Annotated in this window: 19 protein-coding genes; 6 read left to right on the top strand and 13 right to left on the bottom strand. The window is 35.0% G+C overall.

Going from position 1 to position 23,353, the window contains the following annotated elements:
* The first annotated feature begins 49 nt into the window (after window positions 1–49).
* Together HM990_RS19955 and HM990_RS10285 are read left to right on the top strand one after the other, a co-directional pair.
* Complete coding sequence (locus tag HM990_RS19955) at window positions 50–178, top strand: hypothetical protein (RefSeq protein WP_317166909.1); 129 nt, start codon at window positions 50–52, stop codon at window positions 176–178.
* Between the two features lie 30 nt (window positions 179–208).
* Entirely contained in the window at window positions 209–805 is a 597-nt protein-coding gene (locus HM990_RS10285) for a DJ-1/PfpI family protein (RefSeq protein WP_317166908.1), read from the top strand.
* 19 nt (window positions 806–824) lie between these two features.
* Here the strand turns inward: HM990_RS10285 and HM990_RS10280 are convergent, their stop codons facing one another.
* The 5 genes from HM990_RS10280 to HM990_RS10260 all read right to left on the bottom strand — a co-directional run bounded on the left by HM990_RS10280 (window position 825) and on the right by HM990_RS10260 (window position 6,080).
* Window positions 825–1,469 (bottom strand): alpha/beta hydrolase, encoded by a 645-nt coding sequence (locus tag HM990_RS10280; RefSeq protein ID WP_178988854.1) that lies wholly within the window; start codon window positions 1,467–1,469, stop codon window positions 825–827.
* A gap of 2 nt (window positions 1,470–1,471) precedes the next feature.
* The gene (locus tag HM990_RS10275) at window positions 1,472–1,804 is read right to left on the bottom strand and encodes a hypothetical protein (RefSeq protein ID WP_178988853.1); all 333 of its coding nucleotides are present in this window, start codon (window positions 1,802–1,804) and stop codon (window positions 1,472–1,474) included.
* Window positions 1,804–3,057 carry a dihydroorotase gene (locus HM990_RS10270; RefSeq protein WP_178988852.1) on the bottom strand — a complete coding sequence of 418 codons (1,254 nt, stop codon included), beginning with the start codon at window positions 3,055–3,057 and terminating at the stop codon, window positions 1,804–1,806. The genes HM990_RS10275 and HM990_RS10270 overlap by 1 nt, the downstream gene beginning before the upstream one ends.
* On the bottom strand, window positions 3,054–4,979 hold the full coding sequence (locus HM990_RS10265; protein ID WP_178988851.1) for a BatA domain-containing protein: 1,926 nt from the start codon (window positions 4,977–4,979) through the stop codon (window positions 3,054–3,056). Before HM990_RS10265 ends, HM990_RS10270 begins: the two co-directional genes overlap by 4 nt.
* 93 nt (window positions 4,980–5,072) lie before the next feature.
* A complete protein-coding gene (locus HM990_RS10260; protein ID WP_178988850.1) occupies window positions 5,073–6,080 on the bottom strand; it encodes a glycosyltransferase family 2 protein in 1,008 nt (335 codons plus the stop codon).
* Between the two features lie 436 nt (window positions 6,081–6,516).
* Here HM990_RS10260 and HM990_RS10255 point away from each other — a divergent pair, with 436 nt between their 5' ends.
* Window positions 6,517–8,409 carry a M61 family metallopeptidase gene (locus HM990_RS10255; RefSeq protein WP_178988849.1) on the top strand — a complete coding sequence of 631 codons (1,893 nt, stop codon included), beginning with the start codon at window positions 6,517–6,519 and terminating at the stop codon, window positions 8,407–8,409.
* A 58-nt stretch (window positions 8,410–8,467) separates the two neighbouring features.
* On the opposite strand, the gene HM990_RS10250 is transcribed toward HM990_RS10255, so the two are convergent.
* The 3 genes from HM990_RS10250 to HM990_RS10240 all read right to left on the bottom strand — a co-directional run bounded on the left by HM990_RS10250 (window position 8,468) and on the right by HM990_RS10240 (window position 12,595).
* Entirely contained in the window at window positions 8,468–9,652 is a 1,185-nt protein-coding gene (locus HM990_RS10250; protein ID WP_178988848.1) for a sensor histidine kinase, read from the bottom strand.
* 96 nt (window positions 9,653–9,748) lie between these two features.
* Window positions 9,749–11,236 (bottom strand): S10 family peptidase, encoded by a 1,488-nt coding sequence (locus tag HM990_RS10245; protein WP_178988847.1) that lies wholly within the window; start codon window positions 11,234–11,236, stop codon window positions 9,749–9,751.
* 588 nt (window positions 11,237–11,824) lie between these two features.
* Window positions 11,825–12,595, bottom strand: coding sequence for a TIGR02757 family protein (locus HM990_RS10240; RefSeq protein WP_178988846.1), 771 nt, complete (start codon window positions 12,593–12,595; stop codon window positions 11,825–11,827).
* Between the two features lie 166 nt (window positions 12,596–12,761).
* On the opposite strand from HM990_RS10240, the gene HM990_RS10235 reads away from it, so the two are divergent.
* The 3 genes from HM990_RS10235 to HM990_RS10225 all read left to right on the top strand — a co-directional run bounded on the left by HM990_RS10235 (window position 12,762) and on the right by HM990_RS10225 (window position 16,029).
* Window positions 12,762–14,555 carry an NACHT domain-containing protein gene (locus HM990_RS10235; protein ID WP_178988845.1) on the top strand — a complete coding sequence of 598 codons (1,794 nt, stop codon included), beginning with the start codon at window positions 12,762–12,764 and terminating at the stop codon, window positions 14,553–14,555.
* 113 nt (window positions 14,556–14,668) lie between these two features.
* Window positions 14,669–15,190, top strand: coding sequence for a helix-turn-helix domain-containing protein (locus HM990_RS10230; protein WP_178988844.1), 522 nt, complete (start codon window positions 14,669–14,671; stop codon window positions 15,188–15,190).
* The gene (locus tag HM990_RS10225) at window positions 15,109–16,029 is read left to right on the top strand and encodes an IS3 family transposase (RefSeq protein ID WP_178991948.1); all 921 of its coding nucleotides are present in this window, start codon (window positions 15,109–15,111) and stop codon (window positions 16,027–16,029) included. Before HM990_RS10230 ends, HM990_RS10225 begins: the two co-directional genes overlap by 82 nt.
* 112 nt (window positions 16,030–16,141) lie before the next feature.
* Here the strand turns inward: HM990_RS10225 and HM990_RS10220 are convergent, their stop codons facing one another.
* The 5 genes from HM990_RS10220 to HM990_RS10200 form a co-directional block, all read right to left on the bottom strand.
* Window positions 16,142–17,182, bottom strand: coding sequence for a GMP reductase (locus HM990_RS10220; protein ID WP_178988843.1), 1,041 nt, complete (start codon window positions 17,180–17,182; stop codon window positions 16,142–16,144).
* A gap of 166 nt (window positions 17,183–17,348) precedes the next feature.
* Complete coding sequence (locus HM990_RS10215) at window positions 17,349–18,401, bottom strand: peptidoglycan bridge formation glycyltransferase FemA/FemB family protein (RefSeq protein ID WP_178988842.1); 1,053 nt, start codon at window positions 18,399–18,401, stop codon at window positions 17,349–17,351.
* A 148-nt stretch (window positions 18,402–18,549) separates the two neighbouring features.
* Entirely contained in the window at window positions 18,550–19,728 is a 1,179-nt protein-coding gene (locus tag HM990_RS10210) for an acyl-CoA dehydrogenase family protein (RefSeq protein ID WP_178988841.1), read from the bottom strand.
* Between the two features lie 224 nt (window positions 19,729–19,952).
* Window positions 19,953–20,333, bottom strand: coding sequence for a RidA family protein (locus HM990_RS10205; protein WP_178988840.1), 381 nt, complete (start codon window positions 20,331–20,333; stop codon window positions 19,953–19,955).
* 138 nt (window positions 20,334–20,471) lie between these two features.
* Window positions 20,472–23,252 (bottom strand): putative LPS assembly protein LptD, encoded by a 2,781-nt coding sequence (locus HM990_RS10200; protein ID WP_178991946.1) that lies wholly within the window; start codon window positions 23,250–23,252, stop codon window positions 20,472–20,474.
* Between the last annotated feature and the right edge of the window lie 101 nt (window positions 23,253–23,353).

Below are 23,353 nucleotides of genomic sequence, written 5' to 3'. Positions count from 1 at the left end.
ATATACCATACTATCAATTTTTGTCATGTACTAAAAAAAATTATATAAAATGGAAAAATTAAGAAATATAACATTATTGACAGTTATAGCTATTTTGATGAGTTGTAATTCAAACAAATCAAATAAGAATTCCAATAGCGAAGCCATAAAACAATCTGATATTGAAACAGATACTTAAACCAAGCATCTAAGGCCATTTATACCGGAATTGCCAACTATTGGACTTTTAATGTACAATGGTGTGTTGCAAATTGAGGTTATTGCGACCTCAGACGTTTTTGCAAAGCCATCGGCAGACGGAAAACAATTGTTTAATGTGGTGTCTATAGCCGAGACTAAAGATCCTATCACCACCGAAGAAGGGATGCACTTTGTACCAGATTATACGTTTGAAAACTGCCCAGAATTGACCGCTTTATTTGTGCCAAGTGCTTATGATATGTTTGCACAAGTACACAATGAAAAAATCTTGAATTTTATTAGAGCGAAGAACAAGGAAGCCGAATATGTGGTCAGCAACTGTGCTGGTGCACAGCTTATTGGTGCTTCAGGAATTGCAGATGGGAAGAAAATAGTCACATGGATTGGTGGAGGCGAACAATTGCAAAAAGAATATCCGAATTTGAAAGTACAAAACGATAGTCTCGTGACATTTGTAGAAGACGGTAAATTTAGTTCCTCTAACGGCAATTTGGCAAGTTATATTTCAGCATTGAATTTGGTTGAAAAAATGACCAGTGCAGAACACCGAAAGTTTGTGGAAAGCTATTTGTATTTGGATAGGCTTCAGGATTGGGAAAACTAGCAAATAAATTCGGTTTACACTACATATATTGATCTAACCAAGTCTTCAAATCATAAAAATTCTGAGGCGCAACGCCATGTCCAACAGGATATTCCTTATACACATGGTTAATGTTCAAACCTTCTAAAAATGCAGGTGTTTTTTTAGCCCAACCCACAGGAATGACTTGATCCACAGAACCATGGGAACAAAAGAAATTAAGATGGGCAACATCAGAGGGTTCAATCTTTTCTGGTAGAATGTCTTCATTGATATAACCACTTAGGGCGATGACATTCTTTACTTTTTCAGGATAAGTCAATGCAACGGCATAACTTAAAATGGTGCCTTGGCTAAATCCTAAAAGTGTAACATTGTTTGGATCTACTGCATAAGTTCCACAAGCGTAATCAATAAAATCAGCTATTAATTTTACCGATTGTTTGGCTTGTTCATTATCGCTCCATTTGCCTTTATCGGCATCAAAATTTATGGCGTACCAAGCATTGCCATACGGTTGCATGGTGTAAGGCGCTCTTAATGAGATTACCATTAATTCCTCAGGCAATTCTGAAGCAAATGAAAATAAATCATTCTCGTCGCTGCCATAACCATGGCACATGATGAGCAATGGTGCATTTTCTTTAAGCGAAGAAGGTCTTTTGATATAGTGTAATTTCGACATGTTTATTGGCCAATTGATTTAAATAAATTCTGAAAAAAGTCGCCAAGTATTGGGATTTTGTTGAGCTTCCCAGTAATAGCGCCATAAATACCGTACAAATATAAAACGGAAAAGAAAATCCAAAAGGACATACTTGCCATCAAGCTATCCAAGCTACTCACTACAAAAGCAATCATGATGTAAAGTAGGCCTAATCCTAAACCTTGCCTCACATGAAAAGTTGTAAACGGATTCCGTTTATCTTGGTTCATAAAAAATGCAATGAGCGTACCGAACAAAGTTAAGTAAGCTACTAATGCCATTGTTTTACCCTCTTCAATAGTAGTATTATTCATTATTTTAAAACCATTTTACTATTCGCAATAACACCATAAGTTTCGCCTTTCAGTATTGAACCTAGAAACATACTATTCTTGGAACGGGACGAAATATGAGTAGTATTAAATTCGTAAGTTGTATCTGGATTAAACAAAGCTAAATCTGCAATTTGGCCTTCATTAATCGTTGTTTCAGAAATGCCAAAACGTGATTTACCTTGTGTTAATAGACTGATCGTTTTTTTAGGCGTTAAGATGTTTTGTAGCGCACCAAAAGCCGATTCTAAACCAATAGTGCCATATTTGGCATAATCAAACTCAATTTTTTTATCCTCAATATCAATAGGATTATGGTCTGTGGTAACCATATCGATGGTGCCATCTTTTAAGCCTTCAATCAAGGCGTCACAATCTTTTTGCGTTCGTAAAGGCGGAAGCACTTTAAAATTGGTATCAAATTCTTGCAAAACATCATCCGTAAAAACCAAATTATGAATGGCCACGCTGCAGGTTACATCCAGTTTCTTAACCTTTGCTGCACGAATCAATTCTACTGATTTTGCTGTTGAAATCGTTGGTATATGAAGTTTGCCTTCGGTATATTCCAATAGAAATAAATCTCGTGCGACTTGTAATTCTTCTGCCAAAGCAGGATTTCCTTTCAATCCCAATTTGGTGCTATTGATATGTTCGTTAGCAACACCAAGTCCCGAAATTTTTGATTCTTGCGGAAATGAACATACTAGTCCATCAAAATTACTGGCGTATTGCAACGCTATTTTCATTAAGTTTGGATTGGAAATCGGTTTTTGGTAATCGTAAAAAGCAACCGCTCCGGCATTGCTCATATCAAACAATTCCGCTAAATCCTCACCTTTACTTCCTTGTGTCAATGCACCAATAGGATAGAGCTTAACCACATTGTCATTCGCTTTAGATTTTACAAACGTAATATCTGCGTAGCTATCAATCACAGGATTGGAATTGGCGTTTAAAACTACCGACGTAAAACCAGAACGTGCGGCCGTTTTTAAACCATTACTTATAGTTTCGCGTTCTTCGTAACCCGGTTCGCCAAAAGACACACTGCTATCAAACCAACCTTGCGACACATGCAAGTTGTCCAGTTTTATTTCTTGGTAGTTATTAGGATTGGCAATACGTTTGGAAATCTTGGAAATACGACCTTTTTCAATTAAAATATCAACCGTTTCATTGTGAAAATCACTTTTAGAATCAACGATGGTTGCAGATTTTATGAGTGCGTTCATTTAAGATATTTTAGAAGCAGCATTTCTATAATTAAAAATACTAATGCAAAAATAACAAACCATTTCCATAACGCATTAATAGTTGTGTTACTTTTTATAGTGTTAATCGTTGTGGCTAAACTCGATTCTACATTTGCGTCTGTCAAAGCGTTTAAATCGTAATAACTGAGATTGCTTTCTGTCCTGTTATAATTGAAGCTTAAATTTTGAAGGACATTGTCCTTATTCTTAACCTTCAAAATTCCCGCAGTATTGGGGAAATCTTCCGTTTCCATAACCACAGATTTACTATAGGTTTTTTGAAGTGGAATCACAGAGGTTTCATCAGAATCTAACGTTAGTATATCATCTTGTCCGATCGATGTCTGAATTGCAATGGAATTTGGTTGACCGATGGAGTAATATAATTTAGACAATTTCAAGCTCTGTAGTCCTAAATTATACAATACAGGAATGATTAATTGTGAATTTTTAAAATTTGAATTATCAGAATTCAAGGCTGAAGAAAAAGCATAGGTATTGGTGTTTCCAACTAAAAAAGGCGAACCATCTTCATAAGACAAGACGTTGTTTGAATTTGAAGCAAAACGATAGGATCTCTCCACTTTGGGATATTGAAAATTAGTCACTTTGGAATAAAAGGCATTCTCTAAAAGTGGATGGTTATAGTTGATGCTCGTTATCCGTTTCTCGTTGGAGTTTTGATTGGTATAGCCATTAATATTAGACGCTCTAAATAATTGATTATAAGAATTTAGATCAATTTTATCAGCAGGAATTACCAAGAGTTTTCCACCATCGTTCATAAAGGAAACTAATGCGGCTTTTAGAGCATTTGAAATGGTTTCAAGTTCATTAAGGACAATGAGATTTTGCTCTGGAATTAAATTAAAATTAAGTGCATTCAACTTGTAACTTTTAAAGTCGAATTCATCATCGGTATAAATCCGATTTAAAAACGAATCATCTGTTGCTTCATTAATAGCCAACACCTTAATTTTAGGTTTCGAATTGATATTGAAATAGAACGTATTGTCATATTGCAAGCCTGCATCGTCTATGGTTAGTTTACCATTAATCACTTTATTATTGGCAACCGTAAACGTAGCTTCGGCTTCTTTGTCAATATCTATGGCACTTTTTGTAAGCAATACCTCATCATTAAGCAAGGAAATGGTCACATTATCTATTGGTTCGGCTTCATTGGATAATTTGACCTTAAGGTCTAGAGTTTCAGCCGTTGCGTTAGCCACATAGATACTATCGATACTGATATTGGAAACCAAGGTCGATTTCGGTTGCACCAATTTTAGTTGAACCGTGGAATCTGTTTCAAAATTCAATAGATTTCCTTTTTGCTGAAAATCGGACACCAAAACCAAATTTCGAGTCGCAGCACCTTGATTTAAAAACAACTGTTTTCCTTTAAGATAAGCCGCATCATAATTGAGCTGTGTTGGGGAATGTGACAACTGAATCAAATCGTTTTTCAATGCTTTTACGGTTGTGTTTCTAAAGGTTTTATCATTAGTAAACAAACTGATGGTCTCATCTTCCGGTAAGGTATTTATGATATCTTGAATGGCTTCGTTTAGCAAGGTGCCATTGCTACCTTTGGCTTGCATACTAAAGGAATTGTCCAAATATACAACCGTCTCTTGGGCTTCATTAAAATCTTCTGTATTCGGAAAAAAAGGTTGGGCAAATGCTATGATAACACAAGCTAAAAGAAGCATTCGTGTTAAAAGTGTCATCCATTTTTTTAGTTGTGAGCTCTTTCGTGTTTGAAGCTTTACCGATTTTAAAAACTTCACATTCGTAAATTCAACCTTTTGAAAACGACGTAGCTGAAATAAATGTATAAGAATAGGAATGACCAGCAAAAATAGGGCGTAAAGTAATTCGGGATTTTTGAATTGCATTCCTGTTATTATTGTTTTTAAAACCTGAAAGGTCTTTTATAGCTTCAAATATATAGAATGCTAAGAGATTACCTAGTTTCGCTTTTGAGAAATTTAACAGAAAAAGAAATAATCAATCATAGATTGCATTTTTTTGGTTTTAAAATATCTTGTGATTTCGACTTGCGCCTTAGTGTTGGCAACCGTTACAATACTTTGCGGTTTTTGTAGTTCAGCTAAATAATCAAAATTATAAAGTTCTTGGTCGTAAATATGTTTTCCTATTTTCTTTGGGTTATCACAAATCCAGTAAAACGGAATGTTCTTTTTCAGAAGTATTTTTGCTAATGTTTTGCCTTTGTGTCCTGCGCCCCAAATGGCTAAAGGTCTTGAGGCATCATAATTCAACTCTAAAAAATAATGCACTTTAAGATCGAGAAATGAATTCTCCGCATAATGCTCATGCGTTCTTGAGGTTCTAGTACTGTAATCGCGCCAATGTAACAACACTTTATCACACGGAATACAGGTGTAGTTAGCTTTGAAAAACCGAAACGCTAAATCATAATCTTCAGGATAAACATCAGAATTAAAGCCACCACAGACATCAAAATCTTCACGATGCAACATCCAACACGGTGACGGGATAACACATTCCTTATAAATTTCAGAATAGTTTTTGCCTTCAACTGTTAAACCGTTTAGCCATTGTTCATAACGTGCAAAACCGTCACTTAAACCATCTGCTCTAAAGTATTTTACTTGTCCGACGGCTAAGTGTTTTCTACCGTATGATTCAAGATTGGTGATCATGGTTTTAAGCCGGATTGGTGTCATTAGATCGTCGCTGTCCATTCTCGTGATATAATTTCCAGAGCTATGTTTGTATGCGGTTTTTAAAGCGTCGATAATTCCGGAGTGTTCATTTTTATAGACGTTGATTCTGGCATCTTTTTCAGCATAACGTTCAACAATAGCGTATGAATCATCATCAGAATGATCATCAATAAAAATAGCTTCCCAATTGGTGAAGGATTGCTTCAATATAGAATCCAAACATTCGGCAATAAATGCGTCCGTGTTTTTGAAAGGGACTAAAACACTAACTAAATTGTTGAGCATTGTTTTCAATTGAAATTCAGAGTTATTAGTTTTTCAAAATTAGACATAATAAAATGTCGCAAAGTAAATCAATATTAGTATCAGCATTAACCATATAATATTAATGATTTTATGATTCCGAATAAAATAAAGCCCAATATAAACTAGAATAGGTAATCCAATAATAAACAAAGTTGAATTAAAAAAACCTTGAAAAATACCTTCATAAAAATCTGATATCAACCAATACAGAAGGCAGAATGTGAACCATATAAAAATTCGTTTTGACTCTTTTAAATAATTAATAAATTTTGATGGTTTTGGCATACTGCAAAATAGCATTTTTAATTTTTAAACAGAGAAAAACTAAAAAACATCTTTTTAACAAAACCTTTAGATTTATAGTGGTAACAGATTGTAGATTTGCAAGACTTGTAAAAAAATAAATATTTAAACAATGAAGAATTATTTAGCCATTCTTGGCTTGAGTATCGTTTTAGTAGGTTGTGGATCTGCAAAACCAACGGTAGACGATTTGGCTATAAGCAATCCTATTATGACGGCTTTGGATTTAACTGCGGTCAATAATGATAGAGTACCAGTAACTATTAATCCTGGTCGTTTTACAACAGAAACTGTAACTTACAGATTGCCAAGAGTTGTACAAGGCACCTATTCCGTAAGTGATTTCGGAAAGTATGTTGATGATTTTAAAGCATTGGATTACGATGGCAATGAATTAACGGTAACCAAAGTAGATGATAATACATGGAGCATTACGGATGCTACAAAACTAGATAAACTTCAATATTATGTGAATGATACGTTTGATATTGAAACTACTGGTGGCATAGGAGGTGAGGATATATTTTCGCCAGGTGGTACTAATATAGAAGACGACAATTATGTGTTAAACCTACATGGCTTTGTTGGTTATTTTGATTCTTTAAAGAATAATCAATATGCTGTGGATGTTACTGCTCCTGCCTCTTTTGAGAGAACCTCTGCTTTAGAAAATAAAGGTACGACAACAAGCGCAGATGGTACGGCAATGACAAGTAGCTATTTTGCAGATCGTTATTTTGATATTACCGATAACCCAATGATGTATGGAAATTTGGATGTTGAAGAATTTATGGTAGGTGATATCAAAATTGTTCTAAGTCTATACTCGCCAACAGGCAAACATACTGCAGCAAGTTTAAAGGAGACGGTTTACAAAATGATGGAAGCGCAAAAACGTTATTTAGGCGATGTGAATACAACACCGCGTTACGATATTTATTTATACTTATCCAGAGGTGGTGAAAATGACCCTAAAGGTTTTGGAGCCTTAGAACATCATACGTCAACGGTAGCTGTTTTTAGCGAAAGTGAAAGTTTAGAGTCACTTAAGAGTTCTATTATTGATGTGGTGTCCCATGAGTTTTTTCATATTGTAACACCATTGTCTGTACATTCTGAAGATGTACACTATTTTGATTACGCTAAACCAACATTTTCCAAACATTTATGGATGTATGAAGGGGTTACGGAATATTTTGCACAACATTTCCAAGTGTACGAAGACTTAGTCGAAAACCAAACATTCTACAATACAATATATTCTAAAATACAAACGTCTAAGCGTTTGGATGATGCCATGAGTTTTACAATTATGAGCGAGAATATCTTAAAAGAACCATATGCCAGTAATTATATTAATGTGTATATGAAAGGTGCACTCATCGGCATGTGCGTTGATATTTTAATGCGAAAGGAAAGCGATGGTAACCGAAGTATGCTGTCGTTAATGAAAGAACTCTCTGCAAAATACGGAAAAGAAAAACCGTTTGAAGATGATAAACTGATTGCTGATATTACGGCAATGACCTATCCAAGTGTTGGTGAATTCCTTAAAACACATGTTGAAGGTGATGTGCCTATCAATTATGATGACTTTTTTGCGATGGTTGGCTTAAAGACGGGCGAAACCCAAGTAGAAACTAATTATATTTTTGCAGGTGAACAGAATGTTATTTTTGATGCTGATCAAGCAAAAGGGACTATTTTCTTTGCACCTATGGCTTTACAGAATTCATTTTGGAAATCACAAAATATACAGGCAGGTGATGTCATAAAGAAAGTAAACGGCATGGATTTAACTATGGCAAATGCACAACAAGTGATTGGAGGCATGTTTATGTGGAAAGAAGGTCAAGATATCACCATGGACTTAGAGCGTGATGGCAAACCCGTTAGTATTAAAACAACCTTGACAAAACCATATGCAACGGGTGAATCTATTGTTGAAGATGAAAATGCAACCGACGCACAGAAAGCTTTAAGAGCTGCTTGGCTGAAAGGTTAATTATAATGTTAGGTCAAATTGAAAGCTGTTAGACAATTTTGTTTAACAGCTTTTTTAATTATAATCCTATCGTAAATGTAAACGTACTCCCTTTTCCTAATTCTGAATCTACGGAAATTTGCCCATTTAGTTTTTCAACCAGATTTTTCACCGTACTTAAACCAATTCCTGTACTCGACTTTCCAAAATCATTTTTTACGGTTCTAAAGATATCAAAGATCTTATGTTTTTGGTTTTCTGGAATTCCTATACCATTGTCCGAAACTTTAAATCGGTGGTGGTCCGATAATGTTTCATATGCAATAGTCACAATACGTTCAGCCTTATCATTATATTTTAAAGCGTTATCCACTAAATTAATGAGAATCTGTGAGAGTGCAGCTTTGTTTATATGCTGAATGGTAGCATTGGGAGCAATGATTTTGTCAGCATTTGAAATTAAAACACGCTTTATGTCTTCAGCTAATTCGAACAGGTCCACATCTTCCTTTTTTGCTTTTAAAAGTTCGTCAGATTTGTAGTAACGCAAAATACCATCGATGTACTCTTTCAGCACTGTCGTAGACTCTTCAATATAGTTTAAATAGCCTTTTGAATCTTCCGATAAACGCGACGCATCGTCTTGTTTTAATAAATCGGTTAGCGATGTAATATTGGCTAATGGCGACTTTAAATCGTGCGAAACATGACTGGCAAATGCGGTCAGTCGATTGTTTCGTTCTTCCAGTTCTGTTTTGGTTGCTTCTAATATGGAATTTTTGCGCCTTAATTCCAATAGGTTTACCACTTGTTTCCCAAGGGACTTTAGGGCGTTGATTTGAGATTTATCGAGATCTCTTGGCTTATGATCGAAAACACAAATGGTTCCTAATGGGAAACCTTCCGGATTAATTAATGGTACTCCTGCATAAAATATAGCTTGCTGCTCTGATACGAGTGGGTTATCAATGAATCGTTTGTCTTTCCTAGCATCTTTTACAATTAAAATATCCCCATCCAAAATGGTATGACCACAAAATGAAATATCTCTAGGTGACTCGTTAAATGGAATACCATGATGCGATTTAAAAAAATTACGATCCGTATCCATTACCGCAATCAACGCAATAGGTATATCGCAAATAGAGGCGACCAATGCAGTAATATTGTCATAGTCCTCTTCTGGTAAGCTATCTAAAATATTATACGATTTTACAGCTTCTAAGCGCTGTAATTCGTTTTTTGGAAATTTTGGAGTTATCATATTAGGAGAAATTAGTATCAAATAGTAGCCTATATATACTATTTACGTTAAAAATAATTAAGAAGCTTTATAATAATTCCCAAAAAAAACACAAATTTAGTACTTAGCCGATTTTCCTTGTGGTAATGAGTTACTTATAAATTCCCTTAAATCGTTATTGGCTTTTTTAAGATCTTCATTTCGTAAATACATCATATGGCCACTTCTATAACCTTTAAAAGAGAATCGGTCTTTCATTTTTCCACTGGGATCAATTTGCCATTGCGAGTATTTAGCCGAAAAATAAGTGGTGGCTCCATCGTAATATCCAGATTGGGTCAACACTTTTAAGTACGGATTCTGTGCCATGGCTTGGCGTAAATTTTCCCTAGTATTATCATCCGTTCGGTCCCAATTGCCAACGTCTCCAAAAACATTGTACTTAATATCGGTTTTAAAACCCAATTCATTCTGGATGTAATAATTTATCGCAGGTGTAAAGGAATGCACCCAAGAGCTAAGTTCTGGACTATAATCTGGACTATCGCCAGTTTCAACTTTGTCGATACCAATATATCTGGAATCTAAACGACCAATAGTTTCCCCAGTTTTATCACGTAACAATTCTTTCCAGAAAAAACGGTTGGGAACGTCTAGGTTTTGTTGTAAAATCACTTTTTCAGATAAGCCCGAATAGTAGCTCATTTTCTTAGCGATAGCATTTTTTTCGGTTTCGCCAATGAATCCACCTTTGGCAAGCGCAGGCATTAAATCATTAATGGCAAAGGTTTCAGCTTCAGGTAAAATATCCAATAAATCCTTTTTCTGAAGCGCTGGATCTAGCATGTTATGATACCAAGCTGCAGCAGTGTAGTAAGGTAAATATAAACTAGACGATAATGGCCCACCAACACGCAACACTTTATAATCTGCAGGAGATACTAAAATTACACCATTGAGATATAACCAGTGGTTATTTTGAAGTTCTAAAGACAATCCCATAACGCGCGTGCCGCCATAACTTTCGCCTATAATATATTTTGGGGATTGCCAACGATTTTTTCGTGTAGTGAAGGTATTCATCCAACTGGCGAGATATTTGATATCGGCATTCACACCAAAGAATAATTTATCATCTGGCATTTTACCTTCCTTATCAGCTACTTTTCGCGAATAACCAGTATTTACAGGATTTATAAACACAATATCGGCCACATCCAAAATAGAATTTGGATTGTCTTTAATGCCATACGGTTGTGTAGGATAGCCTTCGTCATCAATGTTTAAAATCTTTGGGCCTGTGTAAGCGATATGCATCCAAAGTGAGGCCGAACCTGGTCCACCATTAAAGGAATACATAATAGGTCTGTCGTTGCCTTTGCTGTCATTGGTACGTTTGTAATAGGTGTAATACAGCGAGGCGATGATTTTTCCGTCGTCGTTCCAAACCGGTTGAAAACCTGTTTCGGCCTTGTAGGTAATGGATTTGCCTTTAATGGTCACAGAACCGTTGCTCACAATAGTGGTGTCCACAGGAATTTTTAAATCTTGTGAAAAACTAAAAGCAAAACAGCATATTAAAAGAAGTGTAAGGCGACATTTCATTTTGAAAGATTTTTGGTTGAAGTTCTAAAGATAGTAAATTAAAGAAGCCATTTAAATGCCCTTTTGTTTTCCGCACTTTAAAATATCAATTTTATGAAAACTGGATTTAGTGATTCTTAAAATTCATATTTTTTTAGGTGTCGTATTGAATTTTTTGGTTAGTTTAATCCATATTTTTATTTATTCGTTCATTTTGCCTTGATGCAAAACGAACCAAAAAATCAAAACGATTTATTAGGAATTACTCAGGGATTCATAGTGTATAATTTTGAATTCGTGAATGCTTCGTATTTCGCTAAAGCGCCATTCGCTAATACATTAATTATAAAGGATTTTAATTTTCTCATTATTCCAATCCTAGATATATTTTCAGAACATTATTTATTGCTCATTATTTCTGAAAATCGTTGATTCCGACACTGTCGGAATTTGGGATTTGAGCCCTAACTTACTCTGTTCTGCACTCTTAAAAAAACGAATTTGCGATATGTATAGAATTGGAATCAGACTGTTTCAAGCCTTTCTATTTAAAAAACCTCAAAGGTGTCCTAATGAGTAAAACAGAATAGGTAGAAATTAAAAAATTCATTAAAAGCCCTCAAAAACACCCAAACCGAATAAAGCAAAATCATACTTTACGGGATCTGTTGGGTCTAGTTTTCGTAAGGCCTGGTCTAATTCCACTAAAGCTTTACCGTCATTTTGTTTACGTTTTAGCAGGCCTAATTTTCTGGCCACGTTCCCTGAATGCACATCGAGTGGACAACTGAGTTGTGAAGACGACACCGATTCCCAAATCCCAAAATCCACACCATTGTTATCGTTACGAACCATCCAACGCAAAAACATATTGATACGTTTGGCTGCTGAATTTTTAAGTGGATCGCTCACATGTTTTTTGGTACGTTCTAAATGTGGTAATTCAAAGAATACATTTTTAAACTGATGAATACTCTGTTGAAGTGACGCTTGCTCAGCATACTTGGCAAAAACCGCTTCCAAGCCTTGATGCTGTTGATATACATATCGCAGACTTGTGACAAACTGTTTGAAATCATCACTATTAAAAGTACGATGCACAAAGCCCTCAAAACGCTCTAAGTCGGAAGCTTGGTGTTGCATCACAAAGTCAAAAGGGGAGTGGTCCAATAAGTCCATCATTTGGTGCGCATTTTTAATAATGCTTTTACGGTTTCCCCAAGCTATGGTAGCCGTTAAAAAACCAGCAATTTCAATATCTTCTTTTTTTGAAAATAGATGTGGAATTTGAATAGGATCACTCTCAATAAATTTGGGATGGTTATAGAGATTGACTTTTTCGTCGAGAAAGTCTTTTAGTTCTGATTTTTTGAGTTTCAAGGCTTGCTTTTTGTTTAAAGCACAAAAATAAGGTATGTTTTTTTGAAATATACGTAATGTTACGTATTGACAACTAAAATTAAAATATCTAGTTTTGCTAACGATTGATATAAGTTATTAAAACGGACTCATATCATTAAATTTGTACGCAATTATAAAAATTAATATGGCACTAACACCAAACATTGAAATTACAGGATTAATTAAGCCCTTAGTCGATGGATTTAAAGCCGTAAACAACGAATGGGATAATTTTTTTGAAATAGGATTAACCGACTATCTGCACTCACAAACAGAAAAGTATTATTTTACAAACACATTTCTTCATAGAAGTGAAAAGGTTAGATTTAACGATATATATTTCCCAATTAAAGCAACTTACAAAAAGTTAACAACTGATTTCAATGACCTTGATGAGCTATTTACAAATTATAACAATATAACAATTGTTGGTTCGGCTGGAAGTGGTAAAACGACTTTAATAAAACATATTTTTCTACAAACAATTTTTAATCAAAACCGCATTCCAATTTTAATTGAATTAAGGAACCTAAATGAATTCAAAGGAGATTTTGAAAAACTTATCACCGAGAAAATACTTAAATCTAAAGTTAAGCCTAGTGATAGTATATTTAAAAGAGCATTAGAAAGTGGTAAATTTTTGTTTTTATTAGATGGATATGACGAAATTTTTTCAGACAAAAAACAAGATATAAACAGGCAAATAGAATTGTTTGTTGATTCTTATTCAAATAATAAATTTCTAATAACAACTCGTCCTGGAAGTGGGGTTGAAGGTTTTCCAAGGTTTCATGACTTTAAAGTATGCCCATTAGATGATGACGATGTAATTGGGTTTATTTCAAAAATTGTCGAAGAAGGAGAAAGAAAAGACCGAATAAAAAATATAGTTCTCGACCCAAAAAATCAAAACTATTATGAATTCTTAAGAAACCCATTATTACTTTCAATGTTTATAATGGCATTTGAAAACCACCCAGAAATTCCTAAGAGAAAAACAGCATTTTATAGAAATGTATTTGACACTCTATACTCTCGACACGATGGTATAACTAAAAATAGTTTTCCAAGAGAAAAATTAACAAATCTTCAAAGAGATGATTTCGAAGATATATTATCAATATTTTCATACCTCACCTTAATTGAAGGTCAATATTCTTTTACAAATGAATATATGACTGATATTTTAGATAAGGTAAGAGACTCATCTGATTATGAATACATTACCGAAAGTTTAATTTATGATTTAAGAACTTCAATTTCTATTTTAATTCTAGACGGTTTTGAATATTTCTTTCCCCATCGTTCGATGCAGGAATATTTTACAGCGATGTTTATCAATAGACTTCCAACTGACAAGAAACATAAAGCATATAAAAACTTATCAAGTGTATTACAGCAATCAAGTACTGATTATAGTTTCAATTTTTGGAGTCTGTGTTTTGAAATGGATGAAACAATTTTTATATCAAATTTCTTAATTCCTCAACTAAAAAAAATTTATAAACCGCTTGAAAATAAAAGAGGGAAAGAACTTGTAGAATCTTACTTTAAAATAATTAAACCTACTTTGTGGAAAAGAGATTTTGATAAAAACGGAACGACAAAATTAAGGATTTTAAGACACGCAAATTTTCAAAATGCAATTTTAGACTTTTGCGAGATTTACGACTATTACGATATATGGATGTTTCCCGAAAAGCACAATTGTGAGGATGATTTTATAAAAATTTATGATAAACAATTGGAGAAATCTAAAAAAGAACAAAGAGGAATACCTAGTCTTTTAAAAAATGATGAATTACTTGAATTTTTAGTTTCTAGTGGTATAGATAAAGTAGTAGAAAATATCAGAAAGAAAATTGAGAATAAAATACAGAAGTGGGATATGACAATAAAGAAAAAGAAATCGAATATTGATGATTTATTAAATATATAAAGCTGCGTACAACAAAGATGTGTATAATTCTTTGCTAGTTAGAGCTTCTAACGAAAGTCCTCGGGGACTTTGAACTGCACCCAAAAAGTTAGACACTATTCAAATGTGTTTTTATGGGAAGAAAAGCTAAGTATAGTTATGAATTTAAACTTCGTTGCGTAAAGCAAGTTTTAAATCATCATCAAACAGTGGAAGCTGTTTCAGAATTAAATGGTTGTCATCACACAACACTTCATGATTGGATTCGTTTTTATGAGAAATATGGCAAAAAAGCGTTGTTACCAAGAAAAAACAAAGTCTACAGTTTACCTTTCAAGATCAAAGTTTTAGAAGCTATTGAAGAAGATTCGCTATCTTTTAGTCAAGCTTGTTTGAAGTTTAATATTCCTACTAAATCTGTAATTATGAATTGGCAGAAGACCTACAAAAAGTCAGGTATCAAAGGCTTAAACAATAAATCTAGGGGGAAACCAAAATCTATGCAGTTTAAGAGAGCAAAAAAGAAATCCAGCAAACCGTTAACTAGAGAGGAAGAACTTCTATTGGAAAATGAATCCTTACGGGCAGAACTGGACTTGCTAAAAAAGTTACAAGCCTTAATTCAAGAAGAGCAAAGCAAAAAACGCAAGCCATAACAGAATTAAGGCATAAGTATGATTTGGAACTATTACTAAAACATACCAATATGGCAAGAAGCAGTTATTATTATCATCGAAAAAGAAATAATCTAGAAGATAAATATAAAGAGATAAAGCAACTAATCAGCAAGGTTTATCATCGTCATAAAGGCAGGTACGGTTATAGAAGAATAACTCTAGAGATCAATAAGAGAGGTTTTGTGATCAATCACAAGACCATACTCAAGCTAATGGGAGAACTAGGTTTAAAAAGCCGTATAAGAGCTAAAAGATATAAATCTTATAAGGGGCAAATTGGTGAAACGGCACCCAATATATTACAACGTAATTTCAAAACCATTATGCCCAATCAAAAATGGGCAACTGATATTACTGAATTTAAAGTCTTTAAAGATAAGCTATACCTGTCGCCAATAATTGATCTGTACAATGGAGAAATAATAAGTTATGAACTCTCTGAAAAACCTAATTTTAAACAGGTAGTGTCAATGCTCAAAAAGGCTTTTAAAGAGACTCCTGGCCAGACCGAATTAATATTACATTCAGATCAAGGTTGGCAATATCAAATGAAGCAATACCAAAGATTATTACAAGAAAAAGGGATCACCCAAAGTATGTCTCGTAAAGGAAATTGCTTAGACAATGCAGTAATAGAAAATTTCTTTGGAATTATAAAATCTGAATTGTTTTACTTGAATAAATACAAATCCATATCCCAGTTAAAAACTGATATAAAGGAGTATATAGATTATTATAACAGGGACAGGATTAAACTAAATTTAAAAGGAATGAGCCCGATAGAGTATCGAACTCATCATTATCAAAATAAATTATAAATTTGTCTAAGCTTTTGGGTTCACTCTACTTTCTATCTGTGATTTATTTGCTAACTTTAATGCTTAAACACGCAACGAAAACATACACTAGACCGTTAACCAAAGGAAAACCCTACCCACCATAAACCAAATTCTCCTGCTCAGCCACCCGAATAAAAGTCGTACGCTTCGTTAATTCTTTTAAACGTTCCGCACCAACATACGTGCAGGTACTTCTTAAACCGCCTAAAATATCTTGTAGTGTATTTTTAACGTCACCTTTGTAAGGCACTTCAACGGTTTTGCCTTCACTCGCTCTATATTCGGCAACGCCACCAACATATTTGTCCATTGCAGTAGAAGAGCTCATCCCATAAAATTGTTTGTATTGTTCGCCATTTCGGGTGATGAGTTCGCCACCACTTTCGGTATGGCCAGCAAACATACCACCAAGCATTACAAAATCGGCACCAGCACCAAAAGCTTTGGCCACATCGCCAGGCGTGGCACAACCACCATCGCTAATAATTTGGCCGCCTAAACCATGAGCCGCATCAGCACATTCTATAATCGCAGAGAGTTGCGGATAGCCAACACCTGTTTTTACTCGTGTCGTACAGACGCTTCCAGGACCAATGCCCACCTTCACGATATCTGCACCAGAGAGTAGGAGTTGTTCCACCATTTCGCCAGTCACCACGTTGCCAGCAATAATAACTTTATCGGGATATAGTTCTCTCGTCTGTTGTACAAAGTTGACGAAGTGTTCAGAATACCCATTGGCCACATCGATACATATAAATTTTAGTTCAGGATGGATGTCAAAAACCGTTTTTAGCTTTTTGGTGTCTTTTTTACCTGTACCAGTACTAATGGCGATATAATCGGTAATATTTTTTGGCGCTGAGTTTAAAAACGCATGCCATTCTTCGGTAGAATAGTGCTTGTGTATGGCGGTGAATAATTTTTGTTCGGCTAAAACCAAAGCCATTTCAAACGTCCCGACTGTATCCATATTGGCAGCCATAATGGGAACGCCTTGCCAGTTTGTTTTACTGTTTAGAAATTTGTAGTCACGCTCTAAGGTCACTTGGGATCTACTTTTTAAGGTAGAACGCTTTGGACGAATCATGACATCTTTAAAGCCTAATTTTATATCGTGTTCTATGCGCATCTTTGAAGAAATATTAGTTCTTTCAAAAATACGGGTTCTTTAAAAACACAGGAACCTTAAATGATAAGTTAGCCTAACGTTTTATCAACAATTGTTTATGGCTTTTAAAGCCATGACTAAAATGGGTTGACTACAACAGAAAATTCTAAAACTGAACACATGTTTTTTAAACCGAATGCGCTTTTAGTGGCGCACGATACGCAGGAAAGAAACCAGTGTTGAGATCCTCTGTTTTTATTTCAGTGCCTAAATGATTTTTGGTCAAGGTTTTATATGCGTCTTCATCGACGATGTATTTCCAGATTTTAAAGGTTTCAAAATCTTTAGAAAAACCACTTTTAAATTTGAATAGTGAATCTTCCTCACTACCTAAACCACCACCAAGATTGAAAATTTTATAGCCTTCGTTAGTAGAAGTTATACGCACTTCATCAATAATGAGTTTAATGGGGTTGAGCTCAAAATAGTCGTCGCTAAGTCCTGATAAATGATACTGTACAATATTGCCCGTTTTCATAAAAAGGGCTCCTGCAATAATTTCTTGGGTTTCATTATAGCGACAAAGTATTAACTGGGTTTCAAAGTCGGTACTCGATAACAAACGATGGTAATAATCCTTATCAAAGAAATATTCTTCAGTAGCATCAACACGTTTCATATTGTCTTCATACAAATTAATAAAGGTGTCAAGATGCTCCTCTACAGTCCCTTCAAATACGGTACAAAGCTTGCGAGCTTTATTGATATAGGTTTTTAATCGTCGGTTATAGCGTGCTCTTTGAACTTCAATGGCATCGGTTAAATTGATATACACGACTTTACCAAGCGACACAATTTTACCCAAACCGTTGTGCAATTCTTCCTGATGTTCTATAAACGGATGAAGTCTTGAGAAGACGGATATAATTTTATTATCATTGAAATAAGCATTCAGCGCTTTATGGAAATTGTCTTTTTTAAACTGCTCACCTATATTTATAGCTAGTAATCCAGCATAACCATAAACAGAAGTAGCGTCTTTATAATCTGAATTTTTAATAGGTCTTAGCAACAACGGAAGTACTAAAGTAGTGTTGCCTTCTGTATATTTAAGAAGCACTGCGGATTCATCTTTTGTTTTTGAAAGATGATGATAGTCGAACGTATGGTATAGATCTAAGTTTTCTGCCAAAGCCAACTGCTCACTCCATTCTTTTTTGTCTGTGATAACTTCAATCATTTGATGGTATTTTAATACTATTTTATTTAATCATTAAATGTAAACCCTAAAAAAGCGTCGTAATTACAGATTGATTAACATCTGAACATTAAGAATAGATAGGGGTTTTATGTATTTCCGCTATAATGGTTTACGAAGAATATATGGATTATATTCTAAACATTGCGCCATTTGGTTTCAGTCCAACATAAGCCATACCTGCTTGGTTTAACCAATGCGGTTGCACAATACCATGTTGTAATACCGCATGAACATCTCTATGGACGCGTTCAATTTTATACTTAGTGTATAGGGAAGCTGTACCTGTAACGGCGAATATTTCGGAAACTAAAGCTCTAGATGCTGTTGCCGCTTCAATGGAAGCCGCCCAAACATCAGCCAATTGTATATCAGTAAATTCATTGCCTTTAAGGGATTCTTCCCATAAGGTTTCAACGGAACTGTGCAATTGTGCACGCATAGTCGCTAATGTGTTTTTACTTTTTGCTATGGCTGTTTGAATCGAAGCTCTATCCCTTAGGTCTGGATTTTTCCCAGGCGTAACGCGCTCTAAGCAAAGATTGATCAATTCATCTGTAGCAGATTTCAATAAGCCCAAAGCTATCGATGCACAACCAGCAGCATTTAAACAGCCAATTGGTAATCTATTATAAGCATTATCAACATGTACTGTGTCTTCAAAATCAATAGCATATTTTTCTTGTACAAAAGCATCTTTAATTTCAATATCATGACTTCCAGTACCTCTTAGTCCACCAACACTCCAAGTGTCAATTACTTTGATGTCTTCTTTAGGAATAAAAAACAATTTCAATTTTGCTCCTGGACCCAAGGTTTTTGGCAAATCGTCAGAGGTCACAAGGCAACGCATTACAAACCAATCCGATAATTCACATCCAGAGACTAATGACCAGCGACCAGAAACGTTATATCCACCATCAACTATTTCCGCAAAGCCTTCTGGGCGAGCCGAGTTGGCATACACATGGGAATAGTTTTTGTAAATTTCCCTCATACTGTCTTCGTCTAAAAAGCGTCCAAAAGTACAGGCCAAATGGTTGTTCCAAACACTCCAAGCCACAGCAGCTTCTCCGCTACTCAATATTTCATAGGTCTTTAGAACTTCTACAGGATTGTCTTCCCAGCCACCCAGGAATTTAGGTAATCCCATTCTAAAAAGTCCAGATTCTTTAATACGCTCAACTACGGCTGGCGCAAGTCTTCTTAGTTGTTCTGTTTCTTCCCTATGGGAAATTGCTAATTCGTAAATTTCTTTGGCGGCTTCTGTAGGAAGCATAGTTTTGGTTTGGACTGTAGATGTATTCATAAAATGAATTGTGTTAGGTTATTCTATAAGAGATGTGATTGATTTTTAATAAAAACAACGCACACTCAACTCTTTAAAATTTAAGGCATTATATAATGTAAAGGTATTGTTATTACCCAATTAGGAAATAATTAATTGTTCAAATGCAAAAATACTTGATAACGTGAATTTTATAAATATCACAGGAGTGCCTATTTACTTAAATTTATTATTGAAGCAGGAGCTTACTTTACCGCAATCATACTTATTTCAACGTTCACAAACTTCGGTAAATTAGCAACTTCAACGGTTTCTCTTGCTGGAGCCGTAGCTTCATCAAAGTATTTACCATAAACCTCATTAATCTGTTTAAAGTTATGCATATCACTAATGAATATGGACGATTTAATCACGTTTTCAAAGGTCATGTCGGCTGCTTCCAAAACGGCTTTCATGTTTTCCATAACTTGTTTGGTTTCCGTTTTGATATCATCCATAACCAATTCCATGGTTTCTGGATGCAAGGCGATTTGCCCAGAGGTGTAGAGCGTATTTCCTGTTAAAACCGCCTGATTGTATGGTCCTATTGGAGCTGGTGCTTTTGTGGTGTGTATTATTTTTTTCATACCATCTTAACCTTCCCAATGGGAAGGGATTTTTTATGTATTAAATCATTTTATTCAAATTTAAGATAATTTTCTTGATAACACTTTCAATTTAGTCCTTCCAACTTCATGCTTCAATCTTCTTGATTCCAACTTAAATCAATTCCCAACTTGCTGATCTGGTTGTCTGCGTTGATCGTACTTTAAATCTTTAAGTAAGCTCGATTTTATTCCGATAAAGAAATTCCAGGAACTACGGTCGCTAAAAGGTATCCAAGAAAAATTCATTCGCCAACTTAGTAAATCACGCTCAAAACGGAGTTGCGTATAGGTGAATCCTTGGTTTAAAAAATCATAACCAGAAGAGGCACCAACACTCCATCTTGGCGATAAATCGATATCACCGGAAAACATTAGAGAATGTGAGGAGATCTGGTTTTCACGCCTTGTGTTGCCATAATTGGCAGAGTATGCCAATCTAAGACTCCATGGCATTTTGTAATTATAGAATTCGTTATTTTCTTCTTTATCATCCTTATTTTTATCACGGTCTGAAAGTCGCTTATCAGCAAAATCTTGGGATTTACCAAATAAATCATCCGTTCGTCCACCAGAGCGTGCAGATTCTTGAGAAGAGGCATTATCTTCATTAGATTCTCGTCCGGAAAAGCTCTCATTAGATAAGGTATAGCTCATATTGATGTTGGCGGATGTTAGCCTAAACAAGCTACCGCCATTATTGATGTTATAGGTGTTAACGACACTATTGTTGCTGTCTAAAGCATAAGGGTTCAGCGTCATCCCAAAATTAATACTCATTTTTTTATTTAAAATTTGAGTACCACCACTAACACGAACAGGACTCCAATTGAGGGAATCTGCAGCAATATTGTAGGAGGTTGAAAAATTAAGGTTATTTAACAAGAATATTTTTTCAGGTTCTGTCTTTGTGGAATCTTTGGCTCGGATTTTAGCTTCAAGATTATTGCCGAGTGAAAGACCAACACTACTAGAGTAGTTGTTGCCAGGACTGCCATACAACGAATTTTCGAATCTTGAATATTCCACCTGATCTGTCGTTGTGCCATCTGCATCTATGACATCATAAGTTTCGTAATACTGGTCGAAAGCTGGACTAACTGAATAACTTATGGAAGGTCTCATGACATGGCGAATCGCCTTTATCTTTTTATTCTCACCTTTTTCCTCAAAATTATACATTCCATAAACTGTGGTACCAACACTTGCACCAAAGTTGTACGTTAAAAAACGATCAAAACCATTTTGGTCTATCTCTACTTCTTCTTGTTCAGTTTGGCTCCAGAATTTCTTAACGGTTTTAACGGTCCAAGTTTCTTCAAAATTAGCATTGGTACTCACGCTAAAATGATCAAATACTTTAAAATTGGTAGTTAATGGGATACTGTGTCGCATGCCTGTTCTGGCATCATCGAACATTTCACTTTTACCGAAGATAGAATCGTTGGTCTGAATGGAATATTCACCTCTAGTATTCAACTGAAAGTTAATGTTATGAATCGCACCTTTTTTTGTTCCTGTTTTTGGAGCAAAAGGATAAATTCTACCCATGGACATTTGCAATGTAGGTAAGGTTAAATCAATATCTCCAGTATTTGTATTTTGTCTGTGTGAAGCCGTTAAGCTCACATTTACCTCTGGCTCACCAGAAAATGTCTTTGAATAGGACACTGAGGATGCTAATGTATTGTTTAAAAAGTTGGACTGGTTTAATTGGTTAATGGATTCTTGAAAATAAGTACTACTTCCCAAGTTGACGGAAGCAGAAAAACGTGAACTAGGATTAGCTTTACTATCTTGGCTATGCGACCATCTTATATTGTAAACCGTGCTCTTGCTAAAATCTGGAAAGCCACGCTCACTTCGGAGTAAATTTTCATACCTAAAACTTACATTTCCTCTGTATTTATAGCGTAAGGCATAATTGTTTTCTAGTCGTAAACCATAACTACCATTGGTGTAATAATCCCCAAGAACAGCCAGATCTAGGTAATCGCTAATCGCAAAATAGTAACCGCCATTTTGTAAATTGTAACCTCTATCATTGTCTTCACCAAAAGAGGGGAATATGATACCAGACGTCTGTTTTTTGGTCATTGGAAAAAAAGCAAAAGGCAAGGCAATTGGCGTTGGTACGCCGTAAATTTCCATGTAAGTCGCACCGACAATCACTTTTTTATTGGGTACCAATTTCATCTTTGTGGTTACAAATTGGTATTCGGGATCTTCTTCATCTTCAGCCGTGGTAAACTTTCCGTTTTTCATAAAATAAACGGAATCATTTTCTTTTTTTGTTATTGGAGAATACACTTTAAAACCTTGTTGCTCTGTTCTAGAATTGAAGACCAAGGCTTTTTTGGTTTCCGTATTAAAAACGATGGAGTCGGGCTCAATAACATTGGTGCCTTGTTTAAAAACGGGATGTTGGGAATAACCTGTGGAATCTTTTATTCGACCAGCATAGACGAGATTTTTACTATAATCAATGACAATAATGCCTGCTTTAATTTCCATGTCTTGGTATAACACTTCGGCTTCGTTATAGAGGTATATTTCTTTCTTCCGTTGATTCAGCGCCACATAATCTGATGCTCTGTAATTGACGATTCCCGCCAAAAGACCTTCTTGCTTGGTGGAGTCTTTTTTTGTGGAGTCAATTTCTTTAATATTAACAGGTGGTTTTATAATGGAATCAATTACAACTGAATCGACCGCAACTGTTGTAGAATCTTTCAGTTGTTCAGCAGGAATGGAAGGGTTCTTTTTAGGTAATTCTTGGGCGAAGCTAAAAGTGTTAATAAACACTATAAAACTCATGGTAAAAAGTATGTGTAATCTATTTGTACGCAATCCTTTTAAATGTATTTTTGTAAAAGTATGGCTCGGTTTTTGAAACGCCAAAAGTACAGATATTTTTTGTGAATAATTTATTAAAATCATAAAGTTGAAAAATACTGTTTTTACATTGAGTACAGTGTAATAAACCGAGTTTATAAACCGTT

It is taken from the genome of Winogradskyella schleiferi, from assembly GCF_013394655.1.
GTDB lineage: Bacteria > Bacteroidota > Bacteroidia > Flavobacteriales > Flavobacteriaceae > Winogradskyella > Winogradskyella schleiferi.
This window is presented reverse-complemented; position numbering and strand designations above follow the sequence as displayed.